Annotated in this window: 25 protein-coding genes and 2 pseudogenes; 12 read left to right on the plus strand and 15 right to left on the minus strand. The window is 71.1% G+C overall.

The features are described from left to right. Positions 1–34: 34 nt before the first annotated feature. Positions 35–489 (minus strand): annotated as a pseudogene (locus ACQEV1_RS41900) (helix-turn-helix domain-containing protein); the annotation flags it as partial. Between the two features lie 271 nt (positions 490–760). Between ACQEV1_RS41900 and ACQEV1_RS41905 the strand changes: the two are divergent. From ACQEV1_RS41905 to ACQEV1_RS41920, 4 genes are all read left to right on the plus strand, one after another. Then, the gene (locus ACQEV1_RS41905; protein ID WP_433402142.1) at positions 761–1,639 is read left to right on the plus strand and encodes a helix-turn-helix domain-containing protein; all 879 of its coding nucleotides are present in this window, start codon (positions 761–763) and stop codon (positions 1,637–1,639) included. After that, on the plus strand, positions 1,636–2,535 hold the full coding sequence (locus tag ACQEV1_RS41910) for an aldo/keto reductase (protein WP_433402145.1): 900 nt from the start codon (positions 1,636–1,638) through the stop codon (positions 2,533–2,535). The genes ACQEV1_RS41905 and ACQEV1_RS41910 overlap by 4 nt, the downstream gene beginning before the upstream one ends. Before the next feature lie 160 nt (positions 2,536–2,695). Beyond that, positions 2,696–2,857, plus strand: a complete 162-nt coding sequence (locus tag ACQEV1_RS41915; RefSeq protein ID WP_433402147.1) for a hypothetical protein — start codon at positions 2,696–2,698, stop codon at positions 2,855–2,857. A 45-nt stretch (positions 2,858–2,902) separates the two neighbouring features. Beyond that, complete coding sequence (locus ACQEV1_RS41920; protein WP_433402148.1) at positions 2,903–4,327, plus strand: MFS transporter; 1,425 nt, start codon at positions 2,903–2,905, stop codon at positions 4,325–4,327. Positions 4,328–4,496: 169 nt separating this feature from the next. On the opposite strand, the gene ACQEV1_RS41925 is transcribed toward ACQEV1_RS41920, so the two are convergent. Further along, a complete protein-coding gene (locus ACQEV1_RS41925; RefSeq protein WP_433402150.1) occupies positions 4,497–5,087 on the minus strand; it encodes a TetR/AcrR family transcriptional regulator in 591 nt (196 codons plus the stop codon). Positions 5,088–5,167: 80 nt separating this feature from the next. Here ACQEV1_RS41925 and ACQEV1_RS41930 point away from each other — a divergent pair, with 80 nt between their 5' ends. Beyond that, positions 5,168–6,070, plus strand: coding sequence for an alpha/beta hydrolase family esterase (locus ACQEV1_RS41930; RefSeq protein WP_285630519.1), 903 nt, complete (start codon positions 5,168–5,170; stop codon positions 6,068–6,070). A gap of 97 nt (positions 6,071–6,167) precedes the next feature. Here ACQEV1_RS41930 and ACQEV1_RS41935 read toward each other — a convergent pair. The 4 genes and pseudogenes from ACQEV1_RS41935 to ACQEV1_RS41950 all read right to left on the minus strand — a co-directional run. Next, positions 6,168–6,299, minus strand: a pseudogene (locus ACQEV1_RS41935) (IS5/IS1182 family transposase); the annotation flags it as partial. A gap of 132 nt (positions 6,300–6,431) precedes the next feature. Next, positions 6,432–7,688: a preprotein translocase subunit SecY gene (locus ACQEV1_RS41940; protein WP_433402152.1), complete on the minus strand. Its 1,257-nt coding sequence runs from the start codon at positions 7,686–7,688 to the stop codon at positions 6,432–6,434. Between the two features lie 67 nt (positions 7,689–7,755). Continuing rightward, positions 7,756–8,880: a cytochrome P450 gene (locus ACQEV1_RS41945; RefSeq protein WP_433402153.1), complete on the minus strand. Its 1,125-nt coding sequence runs from the start codon at positions 8,878–8,880 to the stop codon at positions 7,756–7,758. A 43-nt stretch (positions 8,881–8,923) separates the two neighbouring features. After that, a complete protein-coding gene (locus ACQEV1_RS41950) occupies positions 8,924–9,400 on the minus strand; it encodes a hypothetical protein (protein WP_433402155.1) in 477 nt (158 codons plus the stop codon). 58 nt (positions 9,401–9,458) lie between these two features. Here ACQEV1_RS41950 and ACQEV1_RS41955 point away from each other — a divergent pair, with 58 nt between their 5' ends. Further along, positions 9,459–10,061 carry a TetR/AcrR family transcriptional regulator gene (locus tag ACQEV1_RS41955; protein ID WP_285630507.1) on the plus strand — a complete coding sequence of 201 codons (603 nt, stop codon included), beginning with the start codon at positions 9,459–9,461 and terminating at the stop codon, positions 10,059–10,061. Positions 10,062–10,200: 139 nt separating this feature from the next. On the opposite strand, the gene ACQEV1_RS41960 is transcribed toward ACQEV1_RS41955, so the two are convergent. Next, positions 10,201–11,292, minus strand: coding sequence for a saccharopine dehydrogenase NADP-binding domain-containing protein (locus tag ACQEV1_RS41960; protein WP_433402157.1), 1,092 nt, complete (start codon positions 11,290–11,292; stop codon positions 10,201–10,203). A gap of 98 nt (positions 11,293–11,390) precedes the next feature. Here ACQEV1_RS41960 and ACQEV1_RS41965 point away from each other — a divergent pair, with 98 nt between their 5' ends. The 3 genes from ACQEV1_RS41965 to ACQEV1_RS41975 all read left to right on the plus strand — a co-directional run bounded on the left by ACQEV1_RS41965 (position 11,391) and on the right by ACQEV1_RS41975 (position 14,022). Beyond that, complete coding sequence (locus tag ACQEV1_RS41965; protein ID WP_433402158.1) at positions 11,391–12,356, plus strand: helix-turn-helix domain-containing protein; 966 nt, start codon at positions 11,391–11,393, stop codon at positions 12,354–12,356. An 80-nt stretch (positions 12,357–12,436) separates the two neighbouring features. Then, on the plus strand, positions 12,437–13,111 hold the full coding sequence (locus ACQEV1_RS41970; RefSeq protein ID WP_433402160.1) for a hypothetical protein: 675 nt from the start codon (positions 12,437–12,439) through the stop codon (positions 13,109–13,111). 110 nt (positions 13,112–13,221) lie between these two features. Beyond that, on the plus strand, positions 13,222–14,022 hold the full coding sequence (locus ACQEV1_RS41975) for an SAM-dependent methyltransferase (protein WP_433402162.1): 801 nt from the start codon (positions 13,222–13,224) through the stop codon (positions 14,020–14,022). 19 nt (positions 14,023–14,041) lie between these two features. Here the strand turns inward: ACQEV1_RS41975 and ACQEV1_RS41980 are convergent, their stop codons facing one another. Continuing rightward, positions 14,042–15,010, minus strand: a complete 969-nt coding sequence (locus tag ACQEV1_RS41980) for a GlxA family transcriptional regulator (protein ID WP_433402164.1) — start codon at positions 15,008–15,010, stop codon at positions 14,042–14,044. Between the two features lie 71 nt (positions 15,011–15,081). Between ACQEV1_RS41980 and ACQEV1_RS41985 the strand changes: the two genes are divergently transcribed. Beyond that, a complete protein-coding gene (locus ACQEV1_RS41985) occupies positions 15,082–16,329 on the plus strand; it encodes an MFS transporter (RefSeq protein WP_433402166.1) in 1,248 nt (415 codons plus the stop codon). Here ACQEV1_RS41985 and ACQEV1_RS41990 read toward each other — a convergent pair. Then, positions 16,317–17,252 carry an SDR family oxidoreductase gene (locus ACQEV1_RS41990; RefSeq protein WP_433402168.1) on the minus strand — a complete coding sequence of 312 codons (936 nt, stop codon included), beginning with the start codon at positions 17,250–17,252 and terminating at the stop codon, positions 16,317–16,319. The genes ACQEV1_RS41985 and ACQEV1_RS41990 overlap by 13 nt on opposite strands. A gap of 80 nt (positions 17,253–17,332) precedes the next feature. On the opposite strand from ACQEV1_RS41990, the gene ACQEV1_RS41995 reads away from it, so the two are divergent. Then, the gene (locus ACQEV1_RS41995) at positions 17,333–17,929 is read left to right on the plus strand and encodes a TetR/AcrR family transcriptional regulator (protein WP_433402170.1); all 597 of its coding nucleotides are present in this window, start codon (positions 17,333–17,335) and stop codon (positions 17,927–17,929) included. 11 nt (positions 17,930–17,940) lie between these two features. On the opposite strand, the gene pknB is transcribed toward ACQEV1_RS41995, so the two are convergent. Next, positions 17,941–19,743, minus strand: coding sequence for a Stk1 family PASTA domain-containing Ser/Thr kinase (gene pknB, locus ACQEV1_RS42000; RefSeq protein ID WP_433402172.1), 1,803 nt, complete (start codon positions 19,741–19,743; stop codon positions 17,941–17,943). A 123-nt stretch (positions 19,744–19,866) separates the two neighbouring features. Then, on the minus strand, positions 19,867–20,679 hold the full coding sequence (locus tag ACQEV1_RS42005) for an SDR family NAD(P)-dependent oxidoreductase (protein ID WP_433402174.1): 813 nt from the start codon (positions 20,677–20,679) through the stop codon (positions 19,867–19,869). 110 nt (positions 20,680–20,789) lie between these two features. Between ACQEV1_RS42005 and ACQEV1_RS42010 the strand changes: the two genes are divergently transcribed. After that, a complete protein-coding gene (locus ACQEV1_RS42010) occupies positions 20,790–21,485 on the plus strand; it encodes a winged helix-turn-helix transcriptional regulator (protein WP_285630476.1) in 696 nt (231 codons plus the stop codon). A gap of 30 nt (positions 21,486–21,515) precedes the next feature. Here the strand turns inward: ACQEV1_RS42010 and ACQEV1_RS42015 are convergent, their stop codons facing one another. From ACQEV1_RS42015 to ACQEV1_RS42030, 4 genes are all read right to left on the minus strand, one after another. Further along, positions 21,516–22,277, minus strand: a complete 762-nt coding sequence (locus tag ACQEV1_RS42015) for an isocitrate lyase/PEP mutase family protein (RefSeq protein ID WP_433402176.1) — start codon at positions 22,275–22,277, stop codon at positions 21,516–21,518. A gap of 31 nt (positions 22,278–22,308) precedes the next feature. Further along, complete coding sequence (locus ACQEV1_RS42020; RefSeq protein ID WP_285630472.1) at positions 22,309–23,736, minus strand: MFS transporter; 1,428 nt, start codon at positions 23,734–23,736, stop codon at positions 22,309–22,311. Between the two features lie 39 nt (positions 23,737–23,775). Beyond that, positions 23,776–24,567 carry an SDR family NAD(P)-dependent oxidoreductase gene (locus ACQEV1_RS42025; RefSeq protein ID WP_433402179.1) on the minus strand — a complete coding sequence of 264 codons (792 nt, stop codon included), beginning with the start codon at positions 24,565–24,567 and terminating at the stop codon, positions 23,776–23,778. 117 nt (positions 24,568–24,684) lie between these two features. Then, positions 24,685–25,560: a sigma-70 family RNA polymerase sigma factor gene (locus ACQEV1_RS42030; RefSeq protein ID WP_433402181.1), complete on the minus strand. Its 876-nt coding sequence runs from the start codon at positions 25,558–25,560 to the stop codon at positions 24,685–24,687. Positions 25,561–25,632 lie beyond the last annotated feature (72 nt).

Here is a 25,632-nt window from a genome sequence, read left to right on the forward strand (position 1 = left end):
GGGCGGCCCCAGCGTTGCCTGCGTTCGCTGCGGAACAGCCGTGGAAGTAGCGAGCCGTGGGTGCGGCGGTAGGTCGCCGGGAGCCGGTCCGGCCGGCAGGCCGGCGCCCACGCCGACCCGTGGCAGGGGCGTATCGAGATCGGCCCGAACTGGTCGAAGGCGAAACACCGCTCGGGGAAATCGAACGGACGCCGCAGTCTGGCCGGGCGCGTCGTGGCCGTCTCGACGATGAAGGCGATGTCATCGTCACCGATCAGGCGGGGACGGCCTCCCGCCCACTTAGGGTCCAGGCAGGCCGGCCCCTGTTCGTTGAACGCGTGGATCACATTCCGGACCGTGTCCTCGTCCGCGGCGACCAGCCGGGCGATCGCTGGCACCGGCGTCCCCGACGCCGAGGCCATGATCATCATCGCCCGGCGGACCCGGATCGACTCGCCTCTGCCCCGCCGCACGGTCTGGGTCAGCCGCTGACCCCTCCTGATCGGTCAACCGCCGTGCCCGAACCTGATCACCGGCCGGGTGGACCTGATCGGGTTCCAGGGGGTGGCGGCGATCCGTAGGGACTCGCGGCTGGAGGGCTCGAGGTCGATCACCATGCCGGCGAAGTCCCAGCCCAAGGTCCACGGGAACGGGCGGTCAGAGTCTTCGTTTCCTTCGTCGGTGAATTGTCTTCACCCCCGACGGCAGATCGGCGCAGGTGGCTCAACATGGGTGCGCTGCACCCACGCGCCAGGCGCCGGGCCAGATTACTGTCGTCGACGTGGACAGTGAGAACAAGCTCGGTGACTACCTGCGAGCTCGGCGGGCGCTGATCCGGGTGCAGGACGTCGGTCTGCCCGATGACGGTCCGCGGCGGGTGCCGGGGCTCCGTCGCGATGAGGTGGCGCTGCTGGCAGGGGTGAGCACGGACTACTACATGCGCCTGGAGCAGGGCAGGGAACGGCATCCCTCCGATCAGGTGCTGCGGTCGATCGCCAGGGCACTGCAGCTGGATGACGACGCCGCGGCGCATTTGTTCCGGCTCGGCCTGCCGGTGTTCGGGGCGCGTGCGGCCACGTCGCTGACCGCCGCTCCGGAGCTGGTGCGCCTGATGGACGGCATGCCGGACGTGCCTGCCTTCCTGGTCAGTGCGGCGCAGGACATCCTGGGCGCGAACGCGATGGCACGGGAGCTCTACCGCGGGTTCGCCCGGTACGACAACCTGCTGCGCATGATCTTCCTGGACCCGTACGCGAGGTCCTTCTACGGCGACTGGGACGCCGCGTCGCGGCTCGCGGTGAGCAACCTGCGAGCGTCGTCCTCGCAGTTCCCCGCGGACGAGCACATCGAGCGGATCGTCGGCGAACTGAGCCTGCGCAGCCCGGCGTTCGTGAACCTGTGGGCCCGCTACGAGGTGCGTCCGCGGACCAGCGAGGTGAAGCACTTCGTACATCCACGGGTGGGCGAACTGCGGCTGCACTTCGAGACGTTCGCCGTCGCCAGCGCGCCCGGGCAGCACCTGTCCGTCTACAGCGCCGAACCGGGCAGCACCGGCCACGACGGCCTGGTCCTCCTGCGCCGCTTGGCCGAGCAGGCAGCCACCGATGCCGAGAACTCCGCATCGGAGCAGGCTTTCGAGAAAGGGGACACCCGATCATGACCGCCTCCCTCGCGGACGGCGCAGGCACCTTCGAAATCGCCGGGAAGAAGGTCGCCCGGTTGGGCTTCGGCGCCATGCGGCTGACCGGGCTCGGGATCTGGGGCGAGCCCGAAGACCGCGCCGAATGCGTGCGTGTCGTACGGCGCGCCGTCGAACTCGGCGTGCAGCTCATCGACACCGCCGACTCCTACGGACCCCATGTCAGCGAGGAGATCATCCGCGAGGCCGTCCACCCGTACCCGGACGATGTCCTGATCGCGACCAAGGCGGGCCTGACGCGCAACGGCCCGGACGTCATCCGGCGGGGAGACGAGCTGGTACGCCTCGGGCCCCGGGCCTGGCCTCCGGTGGGTCGCCCGGAGTATCTCCGCCAGCAGACACTGCTGAGCATGCGCCGCCTCGGCCTCGAGGCCATCGATCTGTTCCAGCTCCATCGTGTCGACCCCGCGGTTCCGCTGGAGGACCAGGTCGGCGAGCTGAAGAACCTGCAGGACGAGGGCAAGATCGTCGCGATCGGGCTGTCACAGGTCACGGTCGGCCAGATCGAGCGGGCGCGGCGGATCGCGGACATCGCCACGGTCCAGAATCGGTACAACGTCGCCGACCGCGGTTCCGCCGACGTCCTGGACTACTGCACCCGCCACGGCATCGGGTTCATCCCCTGGGCGCCCGTGTCCGCGGGGCGGCTGGCCCGCCCCGGCGGGCCGGTCGACCACATCGCCGCGGCGCACCACTCCACCCCGGCCAATGTCGCGCTTTCCTGGCTGCTGCACCGATCCGACGTCGTCCTGCCCATTCCCGGCACGTCGAAGGTCGCCCACCTGGAGGAGAACCTGGCCGCGTCCCGGCTCCGCCTCAGCGACGCGGAGCTGGCCGAGCTCGACGCGGCGGCATAACCGACTCTCGCACTCGTCGGCCCATTGCTTCGAGAGAACCAAGCAATTGTGGCGGCGCACCCGCGTGTCAAGAACGCGGACGCATCGTGCGCCTCATCTCACCCCGCTCGAACAGCCCGCAGCTTTCCGTGTCTGCTGCCTGATGACGAAAAAGGAAACCATGGAAACCGTCTTCGTGATCTACAGGTCGGGCGGAAAGGACTTCCGGTTCGACCACGACTCCTACGTGTCCCAGCACCTCCCCCTGGTGCGCAAAGCGTGGGAACCGTACGGACTCGAGTCCAGCACCGCCCTCCACCGCGACGTCCCTTTCACCTACTGAACAATGACTTCGACATCAAAGACATCGGCCCGGACGTGGTTGGGCGTGCTCACACTGCTGGCCGGCACACTGCTGCCCCCACTGGATTTCTTCATCGTCAACCTCGCCATCCCGTCGATCCAAGACGACCTCGGCGGTGGTGACATCCTGGGCCAGCAGGTCGTGGCCGGCTACGCCGCCACCTACGCCGTGACGCTCACCCTCGGCGGGCGGCTCGGCGATCTGCACGGACGACGGCGGGCTTTCGTCGTCGGCCTCGTCGGGTTCGCCCTGGCCTCGCTGCTGTGCGGGTCGGCCGGCGAACCCTGGCTGCTGCTCATCGGGCGCGTCCTGCAAGGGTTCACCGCCGCGCTGATGGCGCCGCAGTCCCTGGCGCTCATCCGCGCGAGCCTTGATGGCCGAGACCAGGCGATCGCCCTCGGCTTCCACGGTGCGACCCTCGGGCTCGCCGCGGTCATCGGCCAGTCATCGGGCGGCCTGCTCGTCACCGCCGATCTCTGGGGCCTGGGCTGGCGGGCGATCTTCCTCATCAACCTGCCGATCGCCGCGCTGGCGCTGCTGGGCAGCCTGTTCCTGCCCGACCCGCACACCCGAGGCGAGGCGAAACTCGACTGGACCGGCGCGATCCTGCTCTTCGTCGGTCTCGCCGGGATCGTCGTACCCCTGGTCGAGGGGCGCGCCCTGGACTGGCCATGGTGGTGCTTCGTCGTCCTGGTCGCCGCGGCCGGCCTGCTGCACAGGTTCTGGCGCTACGAGACCACGCTCGACGGCGAACGGCGGCGCCGTCGCGTCATGCCCCTGGTGCCACCCCGGGCACTCACCGCGCCCGGAGTGCGGATCGCGCTGGTGGCGGTCGCCCTGTTCTACTCGATCGCCTCATTCTTCCTCGTCTTCTCCGAACGCGAGCAGGCCGCCGGGCGCACCCCGCTGCAGGCGAGCCTCGACATCCTGCCGCTGGGCATCGGGTTCCTGATCGGCCCGCTGACCGTGCCGCACCTCATGCGGGTACTGCCGCGCCGGATCGCCGCGCTCGGCCTGGGGCTGGAAACCGTCGGCTTCCTGGTGTTCGCGGGGCTCGTCGCCGCGTTCGGCCAGACACCCTGGGCCGCCGCACCCCTGGCGCTCATCGGCTTCGGCCAGGGACTCGCGCTGCCGTCGCTGATCCGGATCACGGTCACCCACATCCCGCGCGCATTCGCCGGCCTGGCCAGCGGTCTGGTCAACGCCACCCTGCAGATCAGCGCCGCCCTGTCGGTCGCGGTCATCGGCGGCGTCTACTACACCGCCGCCGGCGCGTTCGGCTCGGCTCACGCCATCACCGCGGTGTCGGTCCTCATCGCCACGCTGCTGTTCGGCTCCGCTGTGCTGTCCGTGCGGGCCGAACGTGTCCCGTCCCTGGATACGCCTCCGAAGATCGACGGAACACCCGATCACCAGGCGAAGGAAAGCACCAGCCGGGCGCCTCGCTGAGTCGCCGGGAGGCGACATGGCCGGAGAGGCGAAGCCCGACCTGGCAGGGGGCGTGCCGTGCAGGCGGCGGGCGGCGCAACCAGGGAAGACCGCCGGCGGGCGGCCGACGCCGCGCCGTGGTTCTGGCCACCCGCCTGAGCCCGACCGGGCCGAAGGGCACGCTTCCCCGTCATTCCACGCTGCCGGGCCGGGGCTGTCGCAGGCCCGCCAGCAGGATGCCCAGATAACGGCGGCCAGCGGCGGCCCGCTCGGTGGCGTCGAGTCCGGTGTGGATGTTGACCGCGTACGCGATCCCGCACATCAGGGACACCAGATCGGCTTCGGACACGCCGGGGTCGATCACGCCGGCCTCGTGGACGCGGGCCAGCAACCGGCCGAACCGGCTGGTGACCTTGTGCTTGAGCTCGGTGGTGCACGGGAGCGCGTCGGTGCCAGCGGCGAGCACCGGCGCGACAGCGGCGTCGGTCAGCTGCACCCGGATGCCTTCGACTAGGAACCCGTGCAGCGCCTGCCACGGGTCCGGGTCGGCCAGCGCTTGCTCGGCGCGCTCAGCCAGAGCCTCGAACGTCGGTGCGGCGACGGTTTCCAGCAGCGCCTCCGGTGTGGGGAAGTGCCGGTAGACCGTGGCGACCCCCATGGACGCCGCCCGGGCAACGTCGTTCAGCTGCAGCGGCTTGCCTTCGTCCACGTAGCGGCGGGCGGTCGCGACGATGCGCTCCCAGTTGCGGGCGGCATCCTTACGCAGCGGAGTGGTGGGCACCACCACATCATAAACGGATAACTTATCTACTTGCGCTATGGTGAAACGGATAGACCATCCGTATCTTTCGGAGGGCTGCCATGCTCACCACCACCCGCGACAGCGTCGATGTCGCCGGGACGAGACGCACGTTCACCACCGTCCGCCCCGCCGGCGACGGGGTCGGCCGCGCGCTGGTCCTGGTCTTCCACGGTTCCCGCCAGAGCGGCGACAAGCACCGCGCGTTCACCGGCCAGGCCTTCGACCGGTTCGCCGCCGGCTCCGCGGTGGTCGCCTACCTGGACGGCTACCGCGGGAACTGGAACGACGCCCGCAAGGAAAGCTGGTTCCCGGCCCGGCGCGACGGCGTCGACGACCTCGCCTTCACGCGGGCGGTGATCACCAAGCTGGCCGGCGAGCACCGGATCGATCGGCGCCGGGTGTTCGCGATCGGCTACTCCAACGGCGGCCAGCTGGTCATGCGGCTCGCTCACGAGGCGCCGGGGCTTCTCGCCGGCGCGGCGGTGCTTGCCGCGACCATGCCCGCCCCGGAGAACTTCCTCGCGGCGGACACCCCGCCCGCGCCGCTGCCGGTGATGCTCGTCCACGGCACGAAGGACCCGATCGTCGCCTACGAGGGCGGCACGATGAGCTGGTGGCAGCGGCGGCTGTTCAAGGTCGGCGGGGGGAGCTGGTCGGCGCCCCGCACCGCGCGATACTTCGCCGAACGCAACGGCATCACCGCCGCGCCCGTCGTCACGCGTGATCCGGCCCCTGCCGGTGCCGTCACCGAGGTCGAGCGCTCGGACTACCGCGAGGAGGGGAAGCCGCCGGTGGTGCTCTACACCATCCACCGCGGCGGGCACACCGTTCCCGGCCCGGCCAAGAACCCGGCGGTGCTCGGCAGGACCAGCCGCGAAGCCGACGCCGCCGAGCTGATCGGCACGTTCTTCGGCTTGCCGGTGGGCGCCAGCTGCTTGAGCGAGATCATCCCGTCGACGTAGCGCCAGAACGCGTCGCTGTCGAGCGCGTTGGCCCGTTCTAACAGATACGGAAGCAAACCAGTGTCGAAAGCCCTTCAAAGAGGGAGCGACTGTGCGCGCGCACCGGCGGTATGGCCTCGATCAGCGGGATGAGCCGGGTGATGTCTTTGCGGTTGCCGCCGGTGAGTGAGATGGCCAGCGGGATGCCGTTGCCCTCACTGATCAGGTGGTGCGGGTTGCTCACCCTTCCTCATGCCGAGATCAACGATCAACCGTCCGGGCAGGCACGGACCAAGATCATTCTGTTAGGAGTTCCAAGCCCCGCCATCACGGACGCCGACCGGCGTGTCACCAGACCCGGCGAACGTTCGTGGTCACCGCACTAGATGTGCTGTCCCCACCGGTCGGCGATGCGGCCGGCGGTGCGCAGGCCGGCCCCGGCCAGGAGCAGCACGCACGTGCCGGTGACGAAGGGCTGGTCGCCGGCGAGCGCGAGCGCCGCCGAGGGCAGTACGGCGACGAGGCCGAGGACGAACGGTGTGCCGGCGGTGACGCGGAGGCGGACGTACCCCAGGTAGTCGGCGGTCGGCCGGCCGGGGCGGATGCCGGGTACGAACGCGCCCTCCCGCTTGAGCCTGTCGGCGACGCGCACGGGGTCGACCGCTCCCGCCGAGCTCAAGACGCTCAGGACGGCGACCGACACGAACAGCACGACCATGAACCAGACGCTGCCCTGGTCGGGCGACGTCCACAGTCCGTCCGGCCGCCCGCCGCCGGGCCACAGCCGGGCGGCCAGGCCGGGCAGGTGCAGCAGCGCCAGCATGGTGAACGCCGGCACGAGCCCGGCGTGGTCGAGGCGCAGCGGGACGTAGGTGGCCGCGCCGCCGAACCGGCGGACCCCGATCATCCGCCGGGCGTACTGGATCGGCACCCGCCGTTCGGCCCGGTCCAGGACGAGCACGGCGACGATGACGAGCAGCACGGACACCAGGACGGCGGCCGTCGTGGCGGCGAACGCGCCCGTGCCCTCTTCTTGCCGTACCCGCCAGAGCAGGCCGGGGAAGACGGCGGCGAGCTGCACGAAGAACAGGACCGCGAGACCGTCGCCCAGCCCGCGCGAGGAGATGAGCCGCATCAGCCAGGTGGTGACCAGCGTGCCGGCCGTCATGGCGCCCGCCGGCGCCAGGACGGTGCCGACGCCCGAGCCCGCCAGGACGTCTCCGCCGGGAAGGCGTCCCTTCGCCGCCGCGACCGCGACGGCCGTTCCCATCAGGGCGCCCATCACGACGGCGAGAATCCGGACGTACCGCTGGATCCTGGCGGCGCCCGCCCCGCCGGCCGCGGCGAGCGCCCTCATCCGCGGGACGGTCACCACGAGCAGCTGCACCACGACGGACGCGGCGACGTACGGGAACACCCCGAGCCCGAGAACGGAGAGCCGGAGCAGTCCCCCGCCGCTGAGCATGTCGATCAGGCCGTAGAACCGGTCGTCGCGGACGGCCGCGTCGGCGGCCGCCCGGAGCGCCCGGACGTCCACGCCCGGACTCGGGAGGTTCTGCCCGAGCCGGTAGAGCACCACGGCCAGAACCGTCAGCGAGAACTTCGCGCGCAGGCCGGAGACGCGGAGAAAGCCACTCACCACTCAAACATACATTCATGTCTGTTGAATGATCTCGCCGCGAGCGTGAACGGTGAATGAAGCCGCGCTAGCCGGTCGACACCGGGAGGTATGACGGACCGCGCAGGTTGATGCGGCCGTTCCACCTCACCTCACCGTCCTGGGAAAGGTGGGGGAAGCGCGCGGTCAGCCGTTCGAAGGCGATGCAGGCCTCCATCCGCGCGAGGGACGCGCCGAGACAGTGGTGCGGGCCCGCGCCGAACGACACGTGCTGGCGAGCGTTCTCCCGGTTCAGCCGCAGCTCACCGGCGTCCGGCCCCCAGAAACGCTCGTCCCTGTTGGCCGAGGCGAGACTCGCCATGACGAACGCGCCCGCAGGGATCTCGACGCCGCCGACGGTGACCGGTTCGACGGTGATCCGCCGGCTCGCCTGCACCGGGCTGTCGTAGCGGAGCATCTCCTCCACCGCGTTCGCGACCAGCCCCGGATCGTCGCGCAGCAGCGCCTGCTGCCCGGGGTCGCGCAGCAGGGCGAGCGCGCCGCCCCCGATGAGGTTCACCGTCGTCTCATGGCCCGCGATGTACAGCAGCAGGGTCTGGGCGATGAGCTCCTCCTCACCCAGCACGTCACCGTCGTCCTCGGCGTTGATGAGGGCGGTGAGCAGGTCGTCCGCGGGGTTCTCGCGTTTCCAGGCGATCATCTCCGCGGCGATGCCGGCCAGTTCGGCGTCGGCCGCCACGATCGCCGAGACCAGGTCGGGGTCGGCGACCGGCTCCAGCGAACGTACGACGACGCCGGTCAGCTCCCGGATGCGTTCGTGGTCGGAGGAAGGCGTACCGAGCATCTTGGCGATCACCGCGAACGGCAGCGGGAACGCGAGGGACTCGATGAGGTCGACGCGGCGGGCCCGGCCCATCGCGTCGAGCATGCCGTCGACCAGCTCGACGACGTGGGGCCGCAGGGCCCGTACCGCACGAGGGGTGAACGCCTTGGCGACCAGCCGGCGCAGGCGGGTGTGGTCCGGCGGGTCCCGGTCCAGCATGGACCGGGCGTCGAATCGCGGCAGCCGGTCGCCGTACATGGCCTCCTGCATCATCCGGAACGGGCTGCTCTCGGCCAGGTTGCGGTCCTCGACCGAGAGGCCGGCCCGCAGCAGCCACGAGACGTCCTCGTACCGGGTGAGCAGCCAGAACCCGACTGGGTGCTGATGCACCGGCGCGCCGTCGCGCATCTCGGCGTAGTGGGGATACGGATCGTCAGTGAAGCCAGGCGCAAACGGGTCGAAGACCAAGGCGGAAGGCGGGCTTTCGGTCACGACTGGATCCCTTCTCTTCGTACCGCGAGCGGTCGGACCGGACCTGGGTGAGGTCGACGCCGGTGGCGGCGCGTACGGCCCGGTGGAACCGGGCGGTGCCCTCGGCGACGGCGGGGTGGCTCGCGTACGCGTCCACCAGGCGCCGCAGGTCCGGATGGGTCTCGGCGACCTCGTCGAGGACCGCCATGACCGACGCCTCCGGGTGGGCGGGAGGCGCCTCGATCAGGGCGTCCAGCCGTGCCTCGGCGGCGGTCTGGAGACGCCGCTGGACGTCGTGCAACAGCTCGCCGAGGTCGCCGAACTCCGCCTCGATCGCGGGCAACCACTCGTCGACCGCTCCCGGCCCGTTCCTCGCGACGTCCCCGGCGACGTCGTGCACCAGCCGGTACCTGCGCCGAGCCTGTTCCCAACCCGCCATGCACGGTCACCTACTCTTTGAATGTCACATACTCTGTGTATGTCAATAGACTCACCGTATGCCGCCTGTCAAGAGTCGACGCGAGGCCTACTCCGAGGCCACCAGGGCCGCGATTCTGGAACAGGCGACCAGGCTGTTCGCGGAGCGCGGGTACACCGCGACGTCCCTGGAGCACGTCGCGTCGGCCACCCGGGTGACCCGCGGCGCCGTGTACCACCACTTCGCCGACAAGCAGGCACTCTTCGAGGCCGTCCTCGACGACCAGGAGAAACGCGCGTTCGACGAGATCGCCGCGGCGGCGACCGCCGCGGATCCGTGGGACGCGGCGCTGCTCGCCCTGGACGCCTTCCTCGACAAGTGCTGCGACCCGGCGTACGGACGGCTGGTGTGGCAGGAGGGCCCGACCGCGCTGGGGTGGCAGCGCTGGCACGAGACCGAGGAGAAGTACGCCTACGGGCTCGTCGAAGGGTTCATTCACGCCCTGGTCGACGCGGGTTACGTCGAGAACCGGGCGATCGAGAGCACGGTGCGCTTCTGCTTCTGGATCCTCGGCGGGGCCGGCCTGGCCCTGGCCGACGCAGCCGAGGAGGACAAGGCCCGCACCCGCGACGAATGGTCCTACCTCATCCGGCGAACCCTCAACGCCTTCCGGATCAAATGACCTGAGCTCCGCCGGCTCGTCGGGGACATGGGGGCGGCCCCGGGCGTGCGCGGTGAGGTCTCCATCAACAGCGCCCTCACCGCCGCCCGCCTCGCCACCGCGTGACTCAACGATCTTGCCGCTGCCCCGGCGAAGAGAGTCACTCGGCTCCCGGCACGCCGATCGCCCGGCGGGGGTCCGGCCTCAGTTCGGCGGCGTCCGTCCGATCGAGGTCGACCGTGATGTGCGGTGCCAGGGCCGTCAGGAAGTCCGGCGCGTCGAAGATCTCCCCGGCCGAGGCGACGCCGGCCGTTCTGGTCCTGCCGGTGAGGATCCGGTGGACGGCCTCCACGGCGAGCGGTGCGGTGACGGCGTAGATGTCCCGGCCGTACGCCGCCGCGCGCCGTTCCCGTACACCCGAGCGCACGACGACGTCGACGACGAACGACTGCGCGGACCGCCCGTGTTCGTCGGCCGCGACCGGGGCCGGTGTGTCCGGGGAGGCCACGTCCCTGGCCGCCTCGACGGTCATGTACGTGCGCACCTCCGGGACGGACACGTGGCTGGGAATGGTCACGACGTCGGCCATCGTGAACTCCCCGATCACGTCGCGGGCGCCCATCGGATCGGGGAAGACCCACTTGTGGGCCGGCGGCTCGTCGTCGCGGTACTCCAGCCGGCCGCGGGCGTAGCGGACCCGCCGGCCGTCCCGCCGCTGCCGGGAGACCGCGCCCGCGGCACGCGTCCCGTACGTGGGGTGCCAGCTGTCGAGGCCGTACGCGACGTGCACCTCATCGGCGCCGGTCCACTCGTCCATCGCGGCCGTGACCAGTAGGTCGGCGAGCCCGCCGTAGAAGGCCATCGCGGGCACGACCGCGGCTCCCGCGGCGCGGGCGCGGTCGGCGAAGTGCGCGAACGTGTCGACGATGGCCTCGATCTCGGCCGCGACGTCGACGTACGGCACTCCGCCGCGCAGGGCCGCCTCGATCACCGGGGCGGCGGTGGCGGCGAAGGGCCCGGCGCAGTTGATCACGGCGTCCGCCCCGGCCAGCGCGCGGTCGAGGGACGCCGGGTCGTCGACCGACGCCCGCCGGGCGTCGAGTCCCGGGTGCGACGCGGCCAGAGCGCCGAGTTTCTCCGGATCCCGGCCGGCCAGAACGGGGACGAACCCGCGCTCCAGCAGCTCCGCCACCACGAAACGGCCGGTGTGCCCGTACGCGCCGAAGACCACCACCGTACGACCCGTTCCCATCAGCTCTCCCCTGTCCGGTAGCTCGTTCCGGACATCGTGGCGACCGCCCGGATCCCCGCGCGAGCGTCTGGAACGACACGATGCATACAATTCCGGACGTGAGCACAGTCGCGATGGTCATCGCCGACGGGATCCTGCACTTCGAACTGGCCCTGGCGTGCGAGCTGTTCAGCTCCGCACCGCCGGTCCCGGTCGAGCCCTGGTACGAGCTCGTCATCTGCGGGACGGGCGACGTACGGGCCGACGGCCGCTTCCTGCTCGAACCGGACTGCGGACTCGACCGGCTCGCGCTGGCCGACACCGTGATCGTGCCCGGCTGGGCCGACGTCGACGAGGACCCGCCGGTGGACGTCGTCGACGCCGTACGCGGAGCCCACGAGGCCGGCGCGAGGGTGGCCTCCCTCTGCACGGGCGCCTTCGTACTGGCCGCCGCCGGCCTGCTGGACGGGCGGCGCGCCACCACGCACTGGGCGCACACCGGGGCGCTGGCCACCCGCTTTCCCCGGGTCGAGGTCGACCCGGACGTCCTCTACGTCGACAACGGCAGCGTGCTCACCTCCGCCGGCAAGGCCGCCGCGATGGATCTGTGCCTGCACCTGGTCCGCCGTGACCACGGCTCGGCGGTCGCCAACGCGGTCGCCCGGAGGCTGGTCGTACCGCCGCACCGCCCCGGCGGGCAGGCCCAGTTCGTCGCCACTCCGGTGCCCGAACAGCGCGACCACCCCCTGAGCGGGCTGCTCGCCTGGGCGGCCCAGCGGCTGGACCAGCCGTTGACGGTGGAGGATCTGGCCCGCCGGGCGAACATGAGCTCACGCCACCTCGGCCGCCACTTCAGGTCGATGACCGGCACCACCCCGCTGCAGTGGCTGCTGACCCAGCGGATCCGCCGGGCCCAGGAACTCCTGGAGACCACCGACGAGAGCATCGACGCCATCGCGGAGGCCACCGGCATGGGCACCGCGACCACGCTCCGCCGCCATTTCAACCGAACGGTCGGCGTGCCACCCGACACGTACCGCCGCACTTTCCGCAGCCGGCGGGCCGACGGCCTCGGAACGAGATGAGAGGGCGTCCTCCTCTCGTGTGAGCATGCCGGCCCGAGTGAACCGCTGGACGCCCTCGCGCATCCCAGGTAGGAACGACAATGATGCACTGGCGAATGGCGTGGAATGTCGGAAAACGTTTCGGGTACTCGATGCCGAGCAGGAAACAGTTCGCCGTCATGTCCCTGCTGTTAGTTCTGACGCTGGCCATGGCCGCCACGATCGCGGCATTCGGCTGGACGGTGAATCTGCGGGGCCTCGGCGATCCGGGAGCCGGTTCGGCGGGCGGCCCCGCCACACCTCCGCCTGCCGCAGGGCCGGCCGTCTCACCGACGCAGGAAGGTTCCTCGCCGCCCGCGCCTTCGTCCGCTCCGGCTCCGAGCGTGTCCGCCACCGCGGAAGGCGACTCGCCGGCGCAGGCGACGATCGCGATCAGCGGCACCGGAAGGGACCTGGAGCGAACGATCAGTGTGCAGGTGACCAGACAGCCGCAGGCGGGACACCGGCTGTGGCTGGTCGCGCAGTTCCCCGGCCGGAAGGGGCCTCCGCTGCAGTCCCCGTGGGAGCGACTCGCGCCGAACAGGCCCGGTTATTCGATTCCCCGGTCCTTCAAGGATCTCGACGTAGGCCCCGAAAGGTCGTTGTTCATCGTGGACGCCGACGCGAAGGCCGATAAGCTCATGGCGGACTACATGAAGCGGGGCGACGAGTTCAAAGGACTTCCATCCGGCGCGCTACAGGTGTCGAACTCCGTCGACGCGACGAGAGTGGGGTAGCCGCTCCCCTGGGCCGGTGACCTGGGGGCGAAGTCCCCTTACGTCGACCCCCGGCCGGGCTGATCGTCTAAAGTCTGATCGCCCGCCCGATCGCCCGAGGAGGTCATGTCGTGCCGGACCGCGGCGAACGCGCGCCTGGGCGCCTGGACACCAACAGGCCGAGCGTCGCCCGGATGTACGACTACTACCTGGGCGGCAAGGACAACTACCAGGTGGATCGGGACGCCGTCGACCGGGTCGAAGAGGCGATGCCCGGGACCCGTCAGGTCGCGCACCAGAACCGCGCCTTCCTCCGGCGCGCCGTGCGCTACATGGCACAGCAGGGCGTCCGGCAGTTCATCGACATCGGTTCGGGGCTGCCCACGGTCGGCAACACGCACGAGATCGCGCAGGAGGTCGACCCGTCCGCGCGGGTCGTCTACGTCGACAACGATCCCGTCGTGCTCAACCACGGCCGGGCGCTGCTCGCCGCCAACAGCCACACCACGGTCGTCACCGCCGACATGCACCGGCCGGCCGAGGTACTCGAACACCCGGAGACCACCAAGTTCATCGACTTCGACCAGCCGGTCGGCGTGCTGATGATCGCAATGGTCCACTTCCTCACCCTGGAGGAGCGGCCGTACGTCATGGGCCGCCTGCATGACGCGCTCGCGCCGGGCAGCCACTTCACCGCCACGCACGCCACGACGGACGTCCTGTCGCCGGAAATGGTGGCGCAGACGGAAGCCGTCTACGCGACCACACCCACGCCGATCCACTTCCGGCCGCGGGAGGAGATCGCGCGCTTCTTCGACGGGTTCGAGCTCGCGCCTCCCGGCCTGGTCATGCTGAACGAGTGGCGCCCCGACGCCGAAGCCCCGGTGCCCCAACCGTGCTGGCTGTACGGCGCGGTCGGCCGCAAGCCCTGACCCCGTCCACCGTCGTCGCTCAGCCGGTGGCCTGGAGGTCCTGGGTTCCGGCACCGCGCGTGAAGGTGCGCCGGTACGCGGTCGGGGTGGTGTTCAGCGTGCGCCGGAAGTGCAGGCGCAGGTTGGCGGCGGTGCCCAGCCCGCAGTCGCGCGCCACCTGGTCGATCGACAGGTCGGTGGTCTCCAGGAGTTCCCGCGCCAGGCCGACCCGTGCGTTGACCAGCCACTGCAACGGCGTCGTGCCCGTCTCCTCGGCGAAGCGGCGCATGAACGAACGCTGTGACACGCCGGCGTGGCGGGCCAGTTCGGCGACCGAGAGCGACCGGTCGAGACGACGCAACGCCCAGGCGCGGGTCTCGGCGAGACCGGTGTCGCCGGTCGCGGCCACCGGCGCGGGCACGTACTGGGCCTGCCCGCCGTCGCGGTGCGGCGCGGCGACCAGGCCCCGGGCGATCCGGTTGGCCACGACGGCGCCCAGGTCCCGGCGCACGATGTGCAGGCACAGGTCGATGCCGCAGCACGCTCCGGCCGAGGTGAGCACCTCCCCCTCGTCGACATAGAGCACGTCGCGGTCCGCCTGGACGGCCGGGAACTCCCGTTCGAGGTCGTCGATGTGCCTCCAGTGCGTGGTGGCGTGCAGTCCGTCCAGTACGCCGGCCGCGGCCAGCGCGAACGCGCCGGTGCAGATCGACACGACCCGCCGGCCCCGGTCACGGGCCTCGGCCAGGGCGTCGAGCACGACCGGCGGTGGCGGCCGCAGGGGCGGCTCGACGCCCGGCACGATGACGGTGTCCGCGGCGCGGACCTCGTCGAACCCGCCGTCCACGACCAGCTGGAAGCCGGCGGTCGTCGTCACCCGATCGGTCGGCGCACACAGCGTCATCTCGTACGGGGTCTCCGGCCGCGCGCTGAACACTTGCGCGGGAATGGCCAGGTCGAGCGGGGTCACGCCGTCCAGCGCCAGCACGGCGACACGATGAACCGACATGGCAGGATCCTAACGAAAATGGGCAATACCGCCACTCGCGGATACACACACGGTGGGACGAACCTCGACGTATGACCGAACCCATCACCGACCACGGCATGCGCGGCCCCGCGGGACGGGAGGCCATCGCGCCGCCGGTCGCCGAACGGCGTCCCCGGCGCGGCGCGCTGGCGCTGCCGGCCTCGATCGTCGTCTCCTTCCTGGCCGCCTCCGGCGCGCCGACGCCGCTGTACGCCACTTACGCGGGAAGGTGGCACTTCTCGCCGATCACCACCACCGTCGTCTTCGGCGTGTACGCGATCGCCGTCCTTCTCGCCCTGCTCGTGCTGGGCCGCCTGTCCGACCACGTCGGCCGCCGGCCGGTGCTGCTGGCCGCGCTCGCCGTACAGACGGTCGCGACGGTCGTGCTCGCCACCGCGGGCGGCGTCGACGCCCTGCTCGCCGGCCGGCTGCTCCAAGGAATCTCCACCGGCGGGGCCCTCGGCGCGCTGGGCGCGGCGATGCTCGACGTACACCCCAGACGCGGCGCGATCACGAACGCCGCCACGCCGGGGATGGGCACCGGCGCCGGCGTCCTGCTGTCCGGGCTGCTCGTCCAGTACGCGCCGGCGCCGACGCACCTCGTCTATCTGGTGCTCATCGGCACGTTCGTCCTGCAGGGCGTCGGTGTGGTCCTGATGCCGGAGACCGTCACCCGCCGGCCGGGCGGGCGCGCCGCTCTCGTGCCCGAACTCGCGGTGCCACCCGGCCTGCGCGGACCCGTGCTCGCCGCCGCGCCGATCCTGTTCGCGGTGTGGGCGCTCGCGGGCTTCTACGGCTCGCTCGGCCCGGCGCTCGCGCGGCAGTTGTCCGGTTCCACCTCGGTGGTCGTCGGCGGACTCGGCTTCTTCCTGCTGGCCGTCGTCGGGTCGCTGGCCACCGTCGCGCTCGACCGTACGCCGCCCCGGACCGTGATGCTGTTCGGCATCACGATGCTCGCCGTGGCGTCGACAGGGATTCTGATCGCGGTCGAACTGTCCTCGACGGCCGGATTCTTCGCCGGCACCTTCGTCGCCGGGATCGGATTCGGCGCCGGGTTCCAGGGCGGCATCCGCACCGTCGTCCCCCTCGCCGCCCCGCACGAGCGGGCGGGCGTGCTGTCCGTCCTCTACGTGATCTGCTACTGCGGGATGGGCGTGCCGTCCGTCGCCGCCGGAGTGCTGGTCGTCCACGGCGGCGGGCTCATCGGCACCGCCCGCGACTACGCCCTGTTCATCCTGGCGCTCGCCGCCACGGCACTGGCCGGACTGTTGTCGACGAGCCGTTCCTACCGAAAGTAGTGGCCCTCCTTGAGATCGGCGATCAGCCCGGGGCTGGTCGGCTGCCATCCGAGCAGGTCGCGGGTGATCCGCGCGGAGGCGGGACCGTCGGTTCCCCAGAACCGGCCGAGCCAGCCGACGTACTCTCCGGCCTCCTCAGGCGTGACGGAAACGGCGGGGACGCCGAGGTGCTCCGCGAAGACCTCGGCGACCTCACGGATCGGCACGCCCTCATCGCCGACCGCGTGCAGCACCGACCCGGCCGGCGCGGACTCGAGCGCGAGGCGGAACAGGCGCGCGGCGTCGTCGCGATGGACCGCCGGCCAGCGGTTGGCGCCGTCGCCGACGTACGCCGCGGCGCCCTTCTCGCGTGCGAAGCCGATCGCGGTCGAGGTGAACCCGTTGTCGCCGGCGCCGTGAGTGGCCGGTGGCAGCCGTACGACCGATGAGCGAACTCCGTGGTCGGCGAGGGCGAGCGTGTAGTGGGCGTTGGCGATCCGCCCGTTGGCGCCGCCGATCGGCACGTCGCGGTCCCCGGTGCCGGGGGCGAGCCCGTCGCGTTCGGTGGCGACGGCGCCGGGCGGGAGGCCGAGCACGCCCAGGATGCCCGAGGCGATGACGAACGGCTTGCCGGTGCCGGCCAGGGCCTCGCCGAACGCCTCGATCGCCGCGCGGTCGGCGGCGGTGGCCGTGGCGTAGTCGCCGGCGAAGGCGATGTCGTGCCTGAACGCGAGGTGGATGACGCCGTCGGCCGAGGCGGCGGCCGTGCGCAGGGTGCCCAGGTCGTCCAGCGATCCGGCGCGGACCTCGGCGCCCGCGGCGCGCAGCGTCCGGGCCGCGGCATCCGAGCGGGCGAGCCCGGTGACCTCGTGGCCGGCGGCGATCAGCTCGGGGACGAGCCCGCGGCCGACCCAGCCGGACGCTCCGGTGACGAGAACGCGCATGAGCAACCTCCAGGATCCGGGCCCCCGTCGGCCGGTGACCCTTGATGTCGTGCTCCATTCTTTGTACGGTCGTACTATAAATGTCAAGCCGAGACCGGGAGGCGGCGATGGCGGGGCGTCCCGTCGACCATCAGCGGCGAGCCGAGCTGCTGGACGCGGTGGTCGACTACACGGTCGAGCACGGGTTCTCCGACCTGTCGTGGCGGCCCGTCGCCGCCGCCCTCGGGGTCTCGACGACGACGCTGGTGCACCGCTTCGGCACCAAGGAGCAGATGCTGGTCGCCATCCTCGCCCGCCTGCGCGAACGCATCTTCGCGGCCACCAGCGAAACGCTCGGCGAGCACCCCGACCTGGCCACGGCGGCGCGCGCGGCCTGGACGCGTACCTCGGCTCCGCAGCGGGAGGCGGAGTTCAGGCTGTTCTTCGCCGTCTACGGACGCGCTCTTCAGGCGCCGGAGCAGTTCGCGGGCTTCCTCGACCGGGTCGTCGCCGACTGGATGAACGCCCTGCGCGACGCCCAGGGACCCGGCACCGACCCGCAGACCGCGACGCGCACGGCCACACTGGTGATCGCCACCATCCGTGGGCTGCTCCTCGACCTGCTCGCCACCGGAGACCGGGAGCGGGTCCAGGACGCGGCCGAAGCCTTCCTCGCCACCCTTCCGAGGAGACTCTGACGGGCGGCGGCCTACCCGCCGCCGTCGTTCTGGTCGCCGCCGTAGGAGCAGAAGGGGTCCCACTGGCACTGGCTCTGGTCGGTGAAGGTCACCTGGACGGCGTCGCCCCGGTTGACGGGCTGTCCCGCGGGAGGGTCCTGGCCGACCACCGTGTTCGGCTGCTGGCCGTTGTCCGGGGCCTGCTGCCGCCATTGCGCGTTCAGGCCCAGCGCGGCCAGCTTCCGCGCGGCCCGGCTCGGAGTGAGGCCGCTCAGATCCGGCATCGTGATGCCGCGGCTGACCACGATGGTGACGGGTTCTTCCGGGTTCTGCTTCTTCCCCGCCGCCGGCCTGGTCGTGATCACGTCACCGCGCGGCACGGTGGCGCTGTCCTGCCGGACCTGCCGGCCCGGCTGGAGTCCCGCCTGCCGCAGCAGCTGTTCCGCCTGGTCGAGTGGCTGCTTCCGAACGTCGGGCACGGCGACCGGCGGCTTGCCCGTCGACAGGACCAGAGTGAGCAGTGTGCCCGTCCTGACCTGCGTGCCGACGCCCGGCTCGACCTGGGCGACCTTGTCCTTGGGCACCCTCGGGTCCTGGCGGGACGAGCCGGCCTTGACCTTGAGCCCGAGCTTCTCGGCCCGGAGACGGGCGTCCGCCTCCGACAGGCCCACGAGCTGGGGCACGCGCGCGGTGCGTCCCTCCGTCTGGAACCACACGAAGCCCCCGAACAGGAGCGCGACGACGACGCAGGCGGCGAACAGCCCGGACGTGCGTCGGCGACGCCACCGCGTCCGAGGCGGACCCTCGAAACCGGAGATCACCATGGTGTGCGGATTCGGCGTCACGTCGTGGCCGGACGACGGCGCGTCCGGGGACACCCGGAAATTCTGCGTCACCCGCTCGGACAGCGGCGCTCGCGCCCCGTCGGCCGCCTGAGACGGCCCGAGCGGCACCGGCACGACGGACGCCGACGTCGAGTCGATGTCCGGCGGCAGCGCGTGGAGCACCTCACCGGCCGCCGCGTCGAACCGGCCGGCGTCGGGCGGACGCCGCGCCGGGTCGCGGTCGGTCGCCCCGGCCACCAGCGCGTCCAACTGTGGCGGCAGGCCCGGGATCACGCTCGACGGGGCCGGCACCGTCTCGTTGACGTGCCGGTACGCCACGGCCAGCGGGGTGCCCGCCTGGTACGGCTGGTACCCGGTCAACAGCTCGAACAGCATGATCCCGGCGGCGTACACGTCGGTGCGAGCGTCCGCGTCGCCTGTCAGGACCTGCTCCGGCGCGAGGTAGGCCACCGTGCCGATGAGCATGCCCGTCTGGGTCTGCCTGCTCGCCGTCACCGCTCGGGCCAGCCCGAAATCCGTCACCTTGACCTGCCCGTCGGCGGCCAGCAGGACGTTCTCCGGCTTGACGTCCCGGTGGACCAGACCGACGCGGTGCGCGGCGCCCAGCGCGGCGAGTATCGGCCGCAGAACCTGGAGCGCCGCGCGCGGGCCGAGCCGGCCCCGCTCGGTCAGCAGGTCGCGCAGAGTGCGCCCGGCGACGTACTCCATCACGAGGAACACGCGCCCCTGATCGGTGCCCTGGTCGTACATCGCGACGACGTTCGGGTGCGACAGGGCGGCGGCGTGCCTGGCCTCGTCGACGAAGCGCCGCACGAAGTCCTCGTCGCCAGCCAGGTTGGCGTGCATCACCTTGAGCGCCACCGTACGGTCCAGCTTGGTGTCGTGCCCGGCGTAGACCGTGGCCATGCCGCCACGGGCGATCCGGGACCGTACGACGTAGCGCCCATCGAGCACCTGCCCGATGAGTGGATCCGCCTCTGCCCTCTCCATCAGATGGAGTGTATGCGGATTTAATGCGCTGACCTGCCACTTTGCCGTCGGCTCCACCCGCTCGCCGGCGTCCTCCCGCGATCAGTGAGGCGGGGCGTGCCCCCTGACCGCGAGAGCCGGGACTCAGTCCACGAGCGCGCCGCCGGACAGGTTGGCGACTGTTCCGGTCATGGCACCGGCGCGATCCGAGGCCAGGAACGCCGCCGTCTCTGCTATCTCGGACAGCGTGGGAAGCCTCTTCAGGAGAGTCCCCTGCACCATTCCCCCGCGGTCGAGGAACTCCTGGACCGACTGCCCGGCCGCCGCCGCGGAGCGCTGGAAGAGGTCCTTGGTGTAGGAACCCGCCGCCGGCGCGTCGATGACGGCGTGGGGACGGATGTCGATGACCCGGACGTTGCCGGGTGCCAGCTCCGCGGCCAGGAGCCGCGAGAACGCCTCCTTGCCGGCCGAGCTCACGCCGTGCCCCAAGATGCCGCCCACCGCCAGTTTGGCACCCGGCTCCGACAGGGTCAGGATGACGCCGGGACGCTCGCGCCCCATGTGCCGCGCCACGGCCTTGCTCGTGATGAACAGCGCCCGCAGAAAACCATCGATCGGCCGCATGAACTCCTCCAGCGAGAGATCCGCCAGCAAAGTCCCCTGGTCGTGCATGACGCTCACGGCGTTGAGGGCGATGTCGATGCCGCCGGCCGTCGACGCGATCGCGTCGGCGTGCTTTTCGACCGCCTGCTGATCGAGAACGTCGACTTGCGCGGTCTCGGCCGTTCCGCCCAAGGCGGCGATGTCACGCGCCACGGTGTCGAGCTTCGCCTGCGTCCGCCCGGCGATGAAGACCCTCGCGCCTTCCCGGGCGAACACCCGCGCGACGGCACCGCCGATGGCGCCCCCGCCTCCATAGATCACAGCGTTCTTGTCCTCAAGCAGCAATCCACTCATGTGCGCCTCTTCCAGGTGATTGATTCCGAGCAAAATAGTAACCAGTCATGGTTGTTAAAAACAACTAGTACCGACAGTAGTTTAGGATCAACTTGGACAAGGGGGTGGCCATGCCGACCAGCCGTAGCTATCGGGACTCGTGCGGGATCGCCCGGGCGCTCGACGTCGTCGGGGAACGATGGGCCCTGCTGATCGTCCGCGAGCTGCTCCTGGTGCCTCAACGTTTCTCGGAGTTGCGGCGTGCTCTGCCCCACGTCAGCTCGAACCTGCTTTCGGACCGGCTCCGAGAGCTCGAACACAACGGAGTGATCCGCCGTGGAACGGCACCGGCGGAAGGCCCGCAGGTCTACGAGCTGACCGAACGGGGCCGGAAGCTGGAACCGATCCTGCTGGCTCTGGGCGACTGGGGGATCGACGCCCCGCAGCCCCCGCCCCCGACCGCGCTCAGCGCCACCTCCGTACTGATCTTCTTGCGAGGTGCCGCGCGCCCCGACCCCGCGGCACCTCCGACGACTTGCCGTCTCGAGCTCGACGGTCGGATTTGGACGGTCCGCCTGGCGTCCGGACGGGTTCAGGTGCAGCCCGGTGAACCCGCGACGGCAGACGTCTCGCTCCGTGCGGAGCCCAAGACCCTCAGCGCCCTGCTGACCGATCCCGCCGCACTCGCGACCGCGTGCGCCGATGGCAGCGTCGCCGTCGTAGGAGATCTGTCGGCGATCGGCCGGCTGCTGCACGCGGTCACCGACCCGTGGCCCTCCGAAGATCGGACGAACCCGGTGGACGTCCAGGCCGGTGACCGCGCGTAGAAGCGCGGGGGTGCGCCGGCGACGGCGGGATCAGGCCGGCAGCTCCTGGACGGCGGCTTTCAGGCCGGCCAGCGCCGCGCGGTAGAAGCGGGGGCCGTAGGACACTCGCGCCACGCCCAGTTCTCGGAGTGTGCGCAGGTCCAGATGTTCACTGCTGTTGCCGTTGACGGGAATCGCCAGTTCAGCGACCACTGTGGCGATGGCGCTCCGGTCGCGCACGCCGATCGGGTAGATACAGTCGGCGCCGGCGTCCCGGTAGAGCCGGCCCCGCCGTACGGCCTCCGCGACCCGCCCCGATTCGGGTATGCCGCTGCTGGGCAGAAAGGCATCCACGCGGGCATTGATGACGATGGGCACTCCGGCGTCGCTCGCGGCGGAGCGCACGTCCGCGAGCCACTGGGCGTGCTCACCGGGTTCGCGCAGGCCGCCCGTCCGGTGGTCGGTGTCCTCCAGGTTGCAGCCGACCGCACCGATGTCCAGCAGCCGGTCCACCAGTTCACGCGGTCGCATGCCATATCCCGCCTCGGCGTCGACCGTGACGGGGACCGACACCGCCTGGGCGACACGCCCGGCCGCGGCGAACATCTCCTGCCACGGCGCACCCTCGCCGTCGGGGTGACCGAGCATCGCCGAAATGGCGGCGCTCGCGGTGGCCATCGCGGGGAACCCCGCTTCGGCCACGACCTTCGCGCTCGCCGCATCCCACACGTTGGGCAGCACGAGCATCTCTCCGCTGTGCAGATCACGGAGTGTTTCGGCGTTCCTCTTCAGGTCCGCCACGTCAGCAGACATCGACATCCTCCAGGTGAGAACAGGGCGCGTCCTAGATGTGGCGCGCCGATGATTGAGCAGGCCGAGGTACGGCCCGCACGGTCGGCTGCCGGGACACCCGGCTTCGCCGTGGAATGAGCAGGCCCGAGAGCGCACCGGCGAGTGACAGTGCGCCGCTGACCGCGATGGCGGGCGCGAAGCCGTCGGAGAAGGTTCGTGCGGTGCCGTACCCGCCCTTGGCCGTGAACACCGCGGCAAGGACCGCCACTCCCAACACCGCGGCGAACTGCCGGAGCATGTTGAAGACCCCGGACGCCTTGCCGATCTCCTGCGGCGCGACGGCGTTGATGACCGAGATCTGCGTGGCGGGCATCGCCATGCTGACTCCGGCGCCCGCGATGATCATCGGCGCGATCAGCCGCGGATAGCCCAGTGACGGCTCCGCGATGAGCCCGATCCAGCTCATCCCGACGGCCTGCAGCGTCATCCCGGCGACCGTGAGCGTCCGGGCCCCGAGCCGGTTCACCAGCACTCCCGCGACGGGCGCCACGACCGTCACCGTCCCGGTCCATGGCATGAGCCGAAGTCCGGCGCCCATCGGCCCGTCATTCAAGCCCGTCTGCAGGAACTGGGCCATGAAGAACAACGAGCCGTACAGCGAGGCGTACATGAAGAGCCCGGCCGCGTTGCCCGCGGAGAAGCCGCGCGACCGCAGCAGTCGCATGGGCACCATCGGCTGCCGGACGCGGAGTTCCCAAACGACGAACACCGCCAGCAGCACGCCCCCGGCCACCAGTGCGCCGTCCACCTCGGGCGCACCCCAGCCGACGCTGTTGGCGCGGATCAGGCCCCAGACCGATCCGAGCGCGCCCCCGGTCACCAAGACGACACCGCCGAGATCGAAGGAGGCGCCGGCGCCGCGGTGCTCCGGAATGCGCTGGAACACCAGCGGGATGACGACCAGGCCGATCGGCACGTTGAGCCAGAAGATCCATTGCCAGGCCAGCCCCTGGGTGACGATCCCGCCGACGACCGGACCGCCCACTACCGCCAACCCGGTAAGGCCGGCGAAGACGCCCAAGGCCCTGGCCCGCCGTTCGGGCGGGAACCCGTTGCTCAGCAGGGCCATCGCCAGCGGCATCACCAGCGCGGCCCCACCGCCCTGCACGGCGCGGGCGGCGATCAGCCAGCCGATGCCGGGGGCCGCCGCACATGCCGCCGAGGCCGCCGTGAACAGCGACAGCCCGCCCACGAACATCCGTCTGCGCCCGAACCGGTCCCCGAGCGCGGCCCCGGTCATCAGGAGCACGGCGAAGGTCAGGCTGTACGCGTTCACCGTCCATTCGAGCTGTTCCATGCCGGCCGACAGATCCAGCCGGATCCTGGTCAGTGCGGTCGCTATCACGGTCGCGTCCAGCGCCACCATCAGCGACGCCGTCGCGGTGAGGCCGAGCAGCCAACCACTCGTCTTCCTGGCCATGCGTTTCCTTAGGAGTGTTCGAGTAATCGCGCGTGAGCATCAGTCGGCGATCATGCCGCCGCTGAGGTTGGCGATCGCTCCGGTCATGGCGGCGGCACGGTCGGAGGCGACGAAGGCGGCGACGTCGGCGATTTCGGCGACGGTGGGCAGTTTCTTGCGCAGTGTGCGCTCGGCCATGCGGGTCTCGAACGCGTCGCGGGTGATGCCGTAGGCGTTGGCGTGGAGGGTGTAGACCTCGTTGAGCTGGGTGGTCTCGGGCATTCCGGCGGCGTTGAGGCAGACGACGCGGACGCCTTGGGGTCCGAGTTCGGCGGCCAGGCCGCGTGAGAGTGCTTCGACCGCCGCCCATGCGGGCGCCATGCCTCCCATGAGCGGGACGGCGGTACGGGACGGAGACGCGGTGATGGTCAAGATCACGCCCGTTCCCTGGGCGGCCATGCGGCGGCCGGCGGCTCTGGCGGTGAGGAAGTTGGCCCTGGGGTAGGTGGTGATGGGCAGGTCGAAGTCGTCGGCGGGCAGTTCGACGAACGGGGTGCCCTGGATGTGGGTCTGGGGCAGGCTGGTGGCGTTGAAGGAGACGTCGAGGGATCCGGCTTCCTGGAGCACCGCGTCGGCGTGTGCTTCTACGGCGTCCTCATCCAGCACATCGACCGTGGCGACGTCGGCGACGCCGCCCGAGGCGCGGATCTTCTCCGCGACGGCCTCCAGTGCGGCGCCGGTGCGCCCGGCGAGGAAGACCCGGGCTCCCTCCGCGGCGAAGGTGCGGGCGACCTCGCCGCCGACCGCTCCGCCGGCGCCGTAGATGATCGCGTTCTTGTTCTCGAGCAGCACCGTTCCTCCTGGTCATCGATAGGCACGGACGAAAGTCCGTCACTCCTACCGACTCGCCGGCCCACCGAAAGGAATCGGCCCGGAGTCGCCCGGCGCGAACACGACGGCGCCGAGCCCCTAGTCGAGGGTGATGGTGATGCCTTGGAGGCGGTCCGGGTCGGCGGTGATGTCGATGGCGCTGATCGCCGTCCCGCTGAAGGTGAACTGGATGACCAGCGAGAGCCTGCCCAGCGGGGCCATGACGAGGGCCGGGTCTCCGTCGACCAGGGCCAGCGCGGTGGAGCGGGCGCGGGGGGCCGCGGCGAGGGCGCTTCTGGCGACGGCCAGGGCGCCTTGCAGGGTGAGGGGTTTGGCGGCACCGGTGACCGCCGCGTCGGCGCGGAGTTCGACCTCGGGGTCGAGCAGGGTCAACAGCGCCTCGAAGTCCCCGGTGCGCGTTGCCGCCAGGTAGGCCTCGACCGCGTGACGCCGACGGGCCGGATCCACGGGTCGTGGCCCGGTCCCCCGTACTTTGGCGCGGGCCCGGCTGGCGAGTTTCCGGACCGCGGCGGGATCGCGCTTCATCATGTGCGCGATGTCGGGGAAGGCCGCGTCGAACATGTCGTGCAGGACGAACGCGATCCGCTCCGCCGGGCTCAGCCGATCGAGCACGACCAGCATCGCCAGCCCGACCGAGTCGGCCAGCTCGGCCTCCTCCTGCGGGAGCCGATCCTCGTCGGCCGCGCCGAGCCAGTCGGAGGTGAAGCTCTCCAGCGGCTCCTCGCGCCGGGACTGCCGCGCGCGGAGCAGGTTGAGACAGACGCGGCTGACCACGGTCGTCAGCCAGGCCGCCAGGTTCTCCACCTCTGACAGGTCGGTCCGGTCGAACCGCAGCCAGGTCTCCTGCACCGCGTCGTCCGCCTCGGCGCCGGAGCCGAGCATCCGGTAGGCCAGCGCCCGCAGCCGGGGCCGCTCCGCCTCGAACCTGTCGATCGCCGGAAAGTCTTGGATCACCGTGTCACATTCCTGAGCCCGGCCGGGTCATAGCCGTGTCGCATCGCGAATCTACAAGAGGGAGACCAGGAC

Origin of the sequence: Actinoallomurus sp. CA-142502 (assembly GCF_050936355.1) — a bacterium.
Classification (GTDB): domain Bacteria; phylum Actinomycetota; class Actinomycetes; order Streptosporangiales; family Streptosporangiaceae; genus Actinoallomurus; species Actinoallomurus iriomotensis.

Bases quoted from the DNA above. Each gene is read 5' to 3' on its own strand.
- ACQEV1_RS41910 (WP_433402145.1), top strand. From the start codon at position 1,636: ATGACCGCCTCCCTCGCGGACGGCGCAGGCACCTTCGAAATCGCCGGG.
- ACQEV1_RS41915 (WP_433402147.1), top strand. From the start codon at position 2,696: ATGGAAACCGTCTTCGTGATCTACAGGTCGGGCGGAAAGGACTTCCGG.
- ACQEV1_RS41930 (WP_285630519.1), top strand. From the start codon at position 5,168: ATGCTCACCACCACCCGCGACAGCGTCGATGTCGCCGGGACGAGACGC.
- ACQEV1_RS41950 (WP_433402155.1), bottom strand. From the start codon at position 9,400: ATGGCGGGTTGGGAACAGGCTCGGCGCAGGTACCGGCTGGTGCACGAC.
- ACQEV1_RS41955 (WP_285630507.1), top strand. From the start codon at position 9,459: ATGCCGCCTGTCAAGAGTCGACGCGAGGCCTACTCCGAGGCCACCAGG.
- ACQEV1_RS41960 (WP_433402157.1), bottom strand. From the start codon at position 11,292: ATGGGAACGGGTCGTACGGTGGTGGTCTTCGGCGCGTACGGGCACACC.
- ACQEV1_RS41970 (WP_433402160.1), top strand. From the start codon at position 12,437: ATGATGCACTGGCGAATGGCGTGGAATGTCGGAAAACGTTTCGGGTAC.
- ACQEV1_RS41980 (WP_433402164.1), bottom strand. From the start codon at position 15,010: ATGTCGGTTCATCGTGTCGCCGTGCTGGCGCTGGACGGCGTGACCCCG.
- ACQEV1_RS41985 (WP_433402166.1), top strand. From the start codon at position 15,082: ATGACCGAACCCATCACCGACCACGGCATGCGCGGCCCCGCGGGACGG.
- ACQEV1_RS41990 (WP_433402168.1), bottom strand. From the start codon at position 17,252: ATGCGCGTTCTCGTCACCGGAGCGTCCGGCTGGGTCGGCCGCGGGCTC.
- ACQEV1_RS41995 (WP_433402170.1), top strand. From the start codon at position 17,333: ATGTCAAGCCGAGACCGGGAGGCGGCGATGGCGGGGCGTCCCGTCGAC.
- pknB (WP_433402172.1), bottom strand. From the start codon at position 19,743: ATGGAGAGGGCAGAGGCGGATCCACTCATCGGGCAGGTGCTCGATGGG.
- ACQEV1_RS42005 (WP_433402174.1), bottom strand. From the start codon at position 20,679: ATGAGTGGATTGCTGCTTGAGGACAAGAACGCTGTGATCTATGGAGGC.
- ACQEV1_RS42010 (WP_285630476.1), top strand. From the start codon at position 20,790: ATGCCGACCAGCCGTAGCTATCGGGACTCGTGCGGGATCGCCCGGGCG.
- ACQEV1_RS42015 (WP_433402176.1), bottom strand. From the start codon at position 22,277: ATGTCTGCTGACGTGGCGGACCTGAAGAGGAACGCCGAAACACTCCGT.
- ACQEV1_RS42020 (WP_285630472.1), bottom strand. From the start codon at position 23,736: ATGGCCAGGAAGACGAGTGGTTGGCTGCTCGGCCTCACCGCGACGGCG.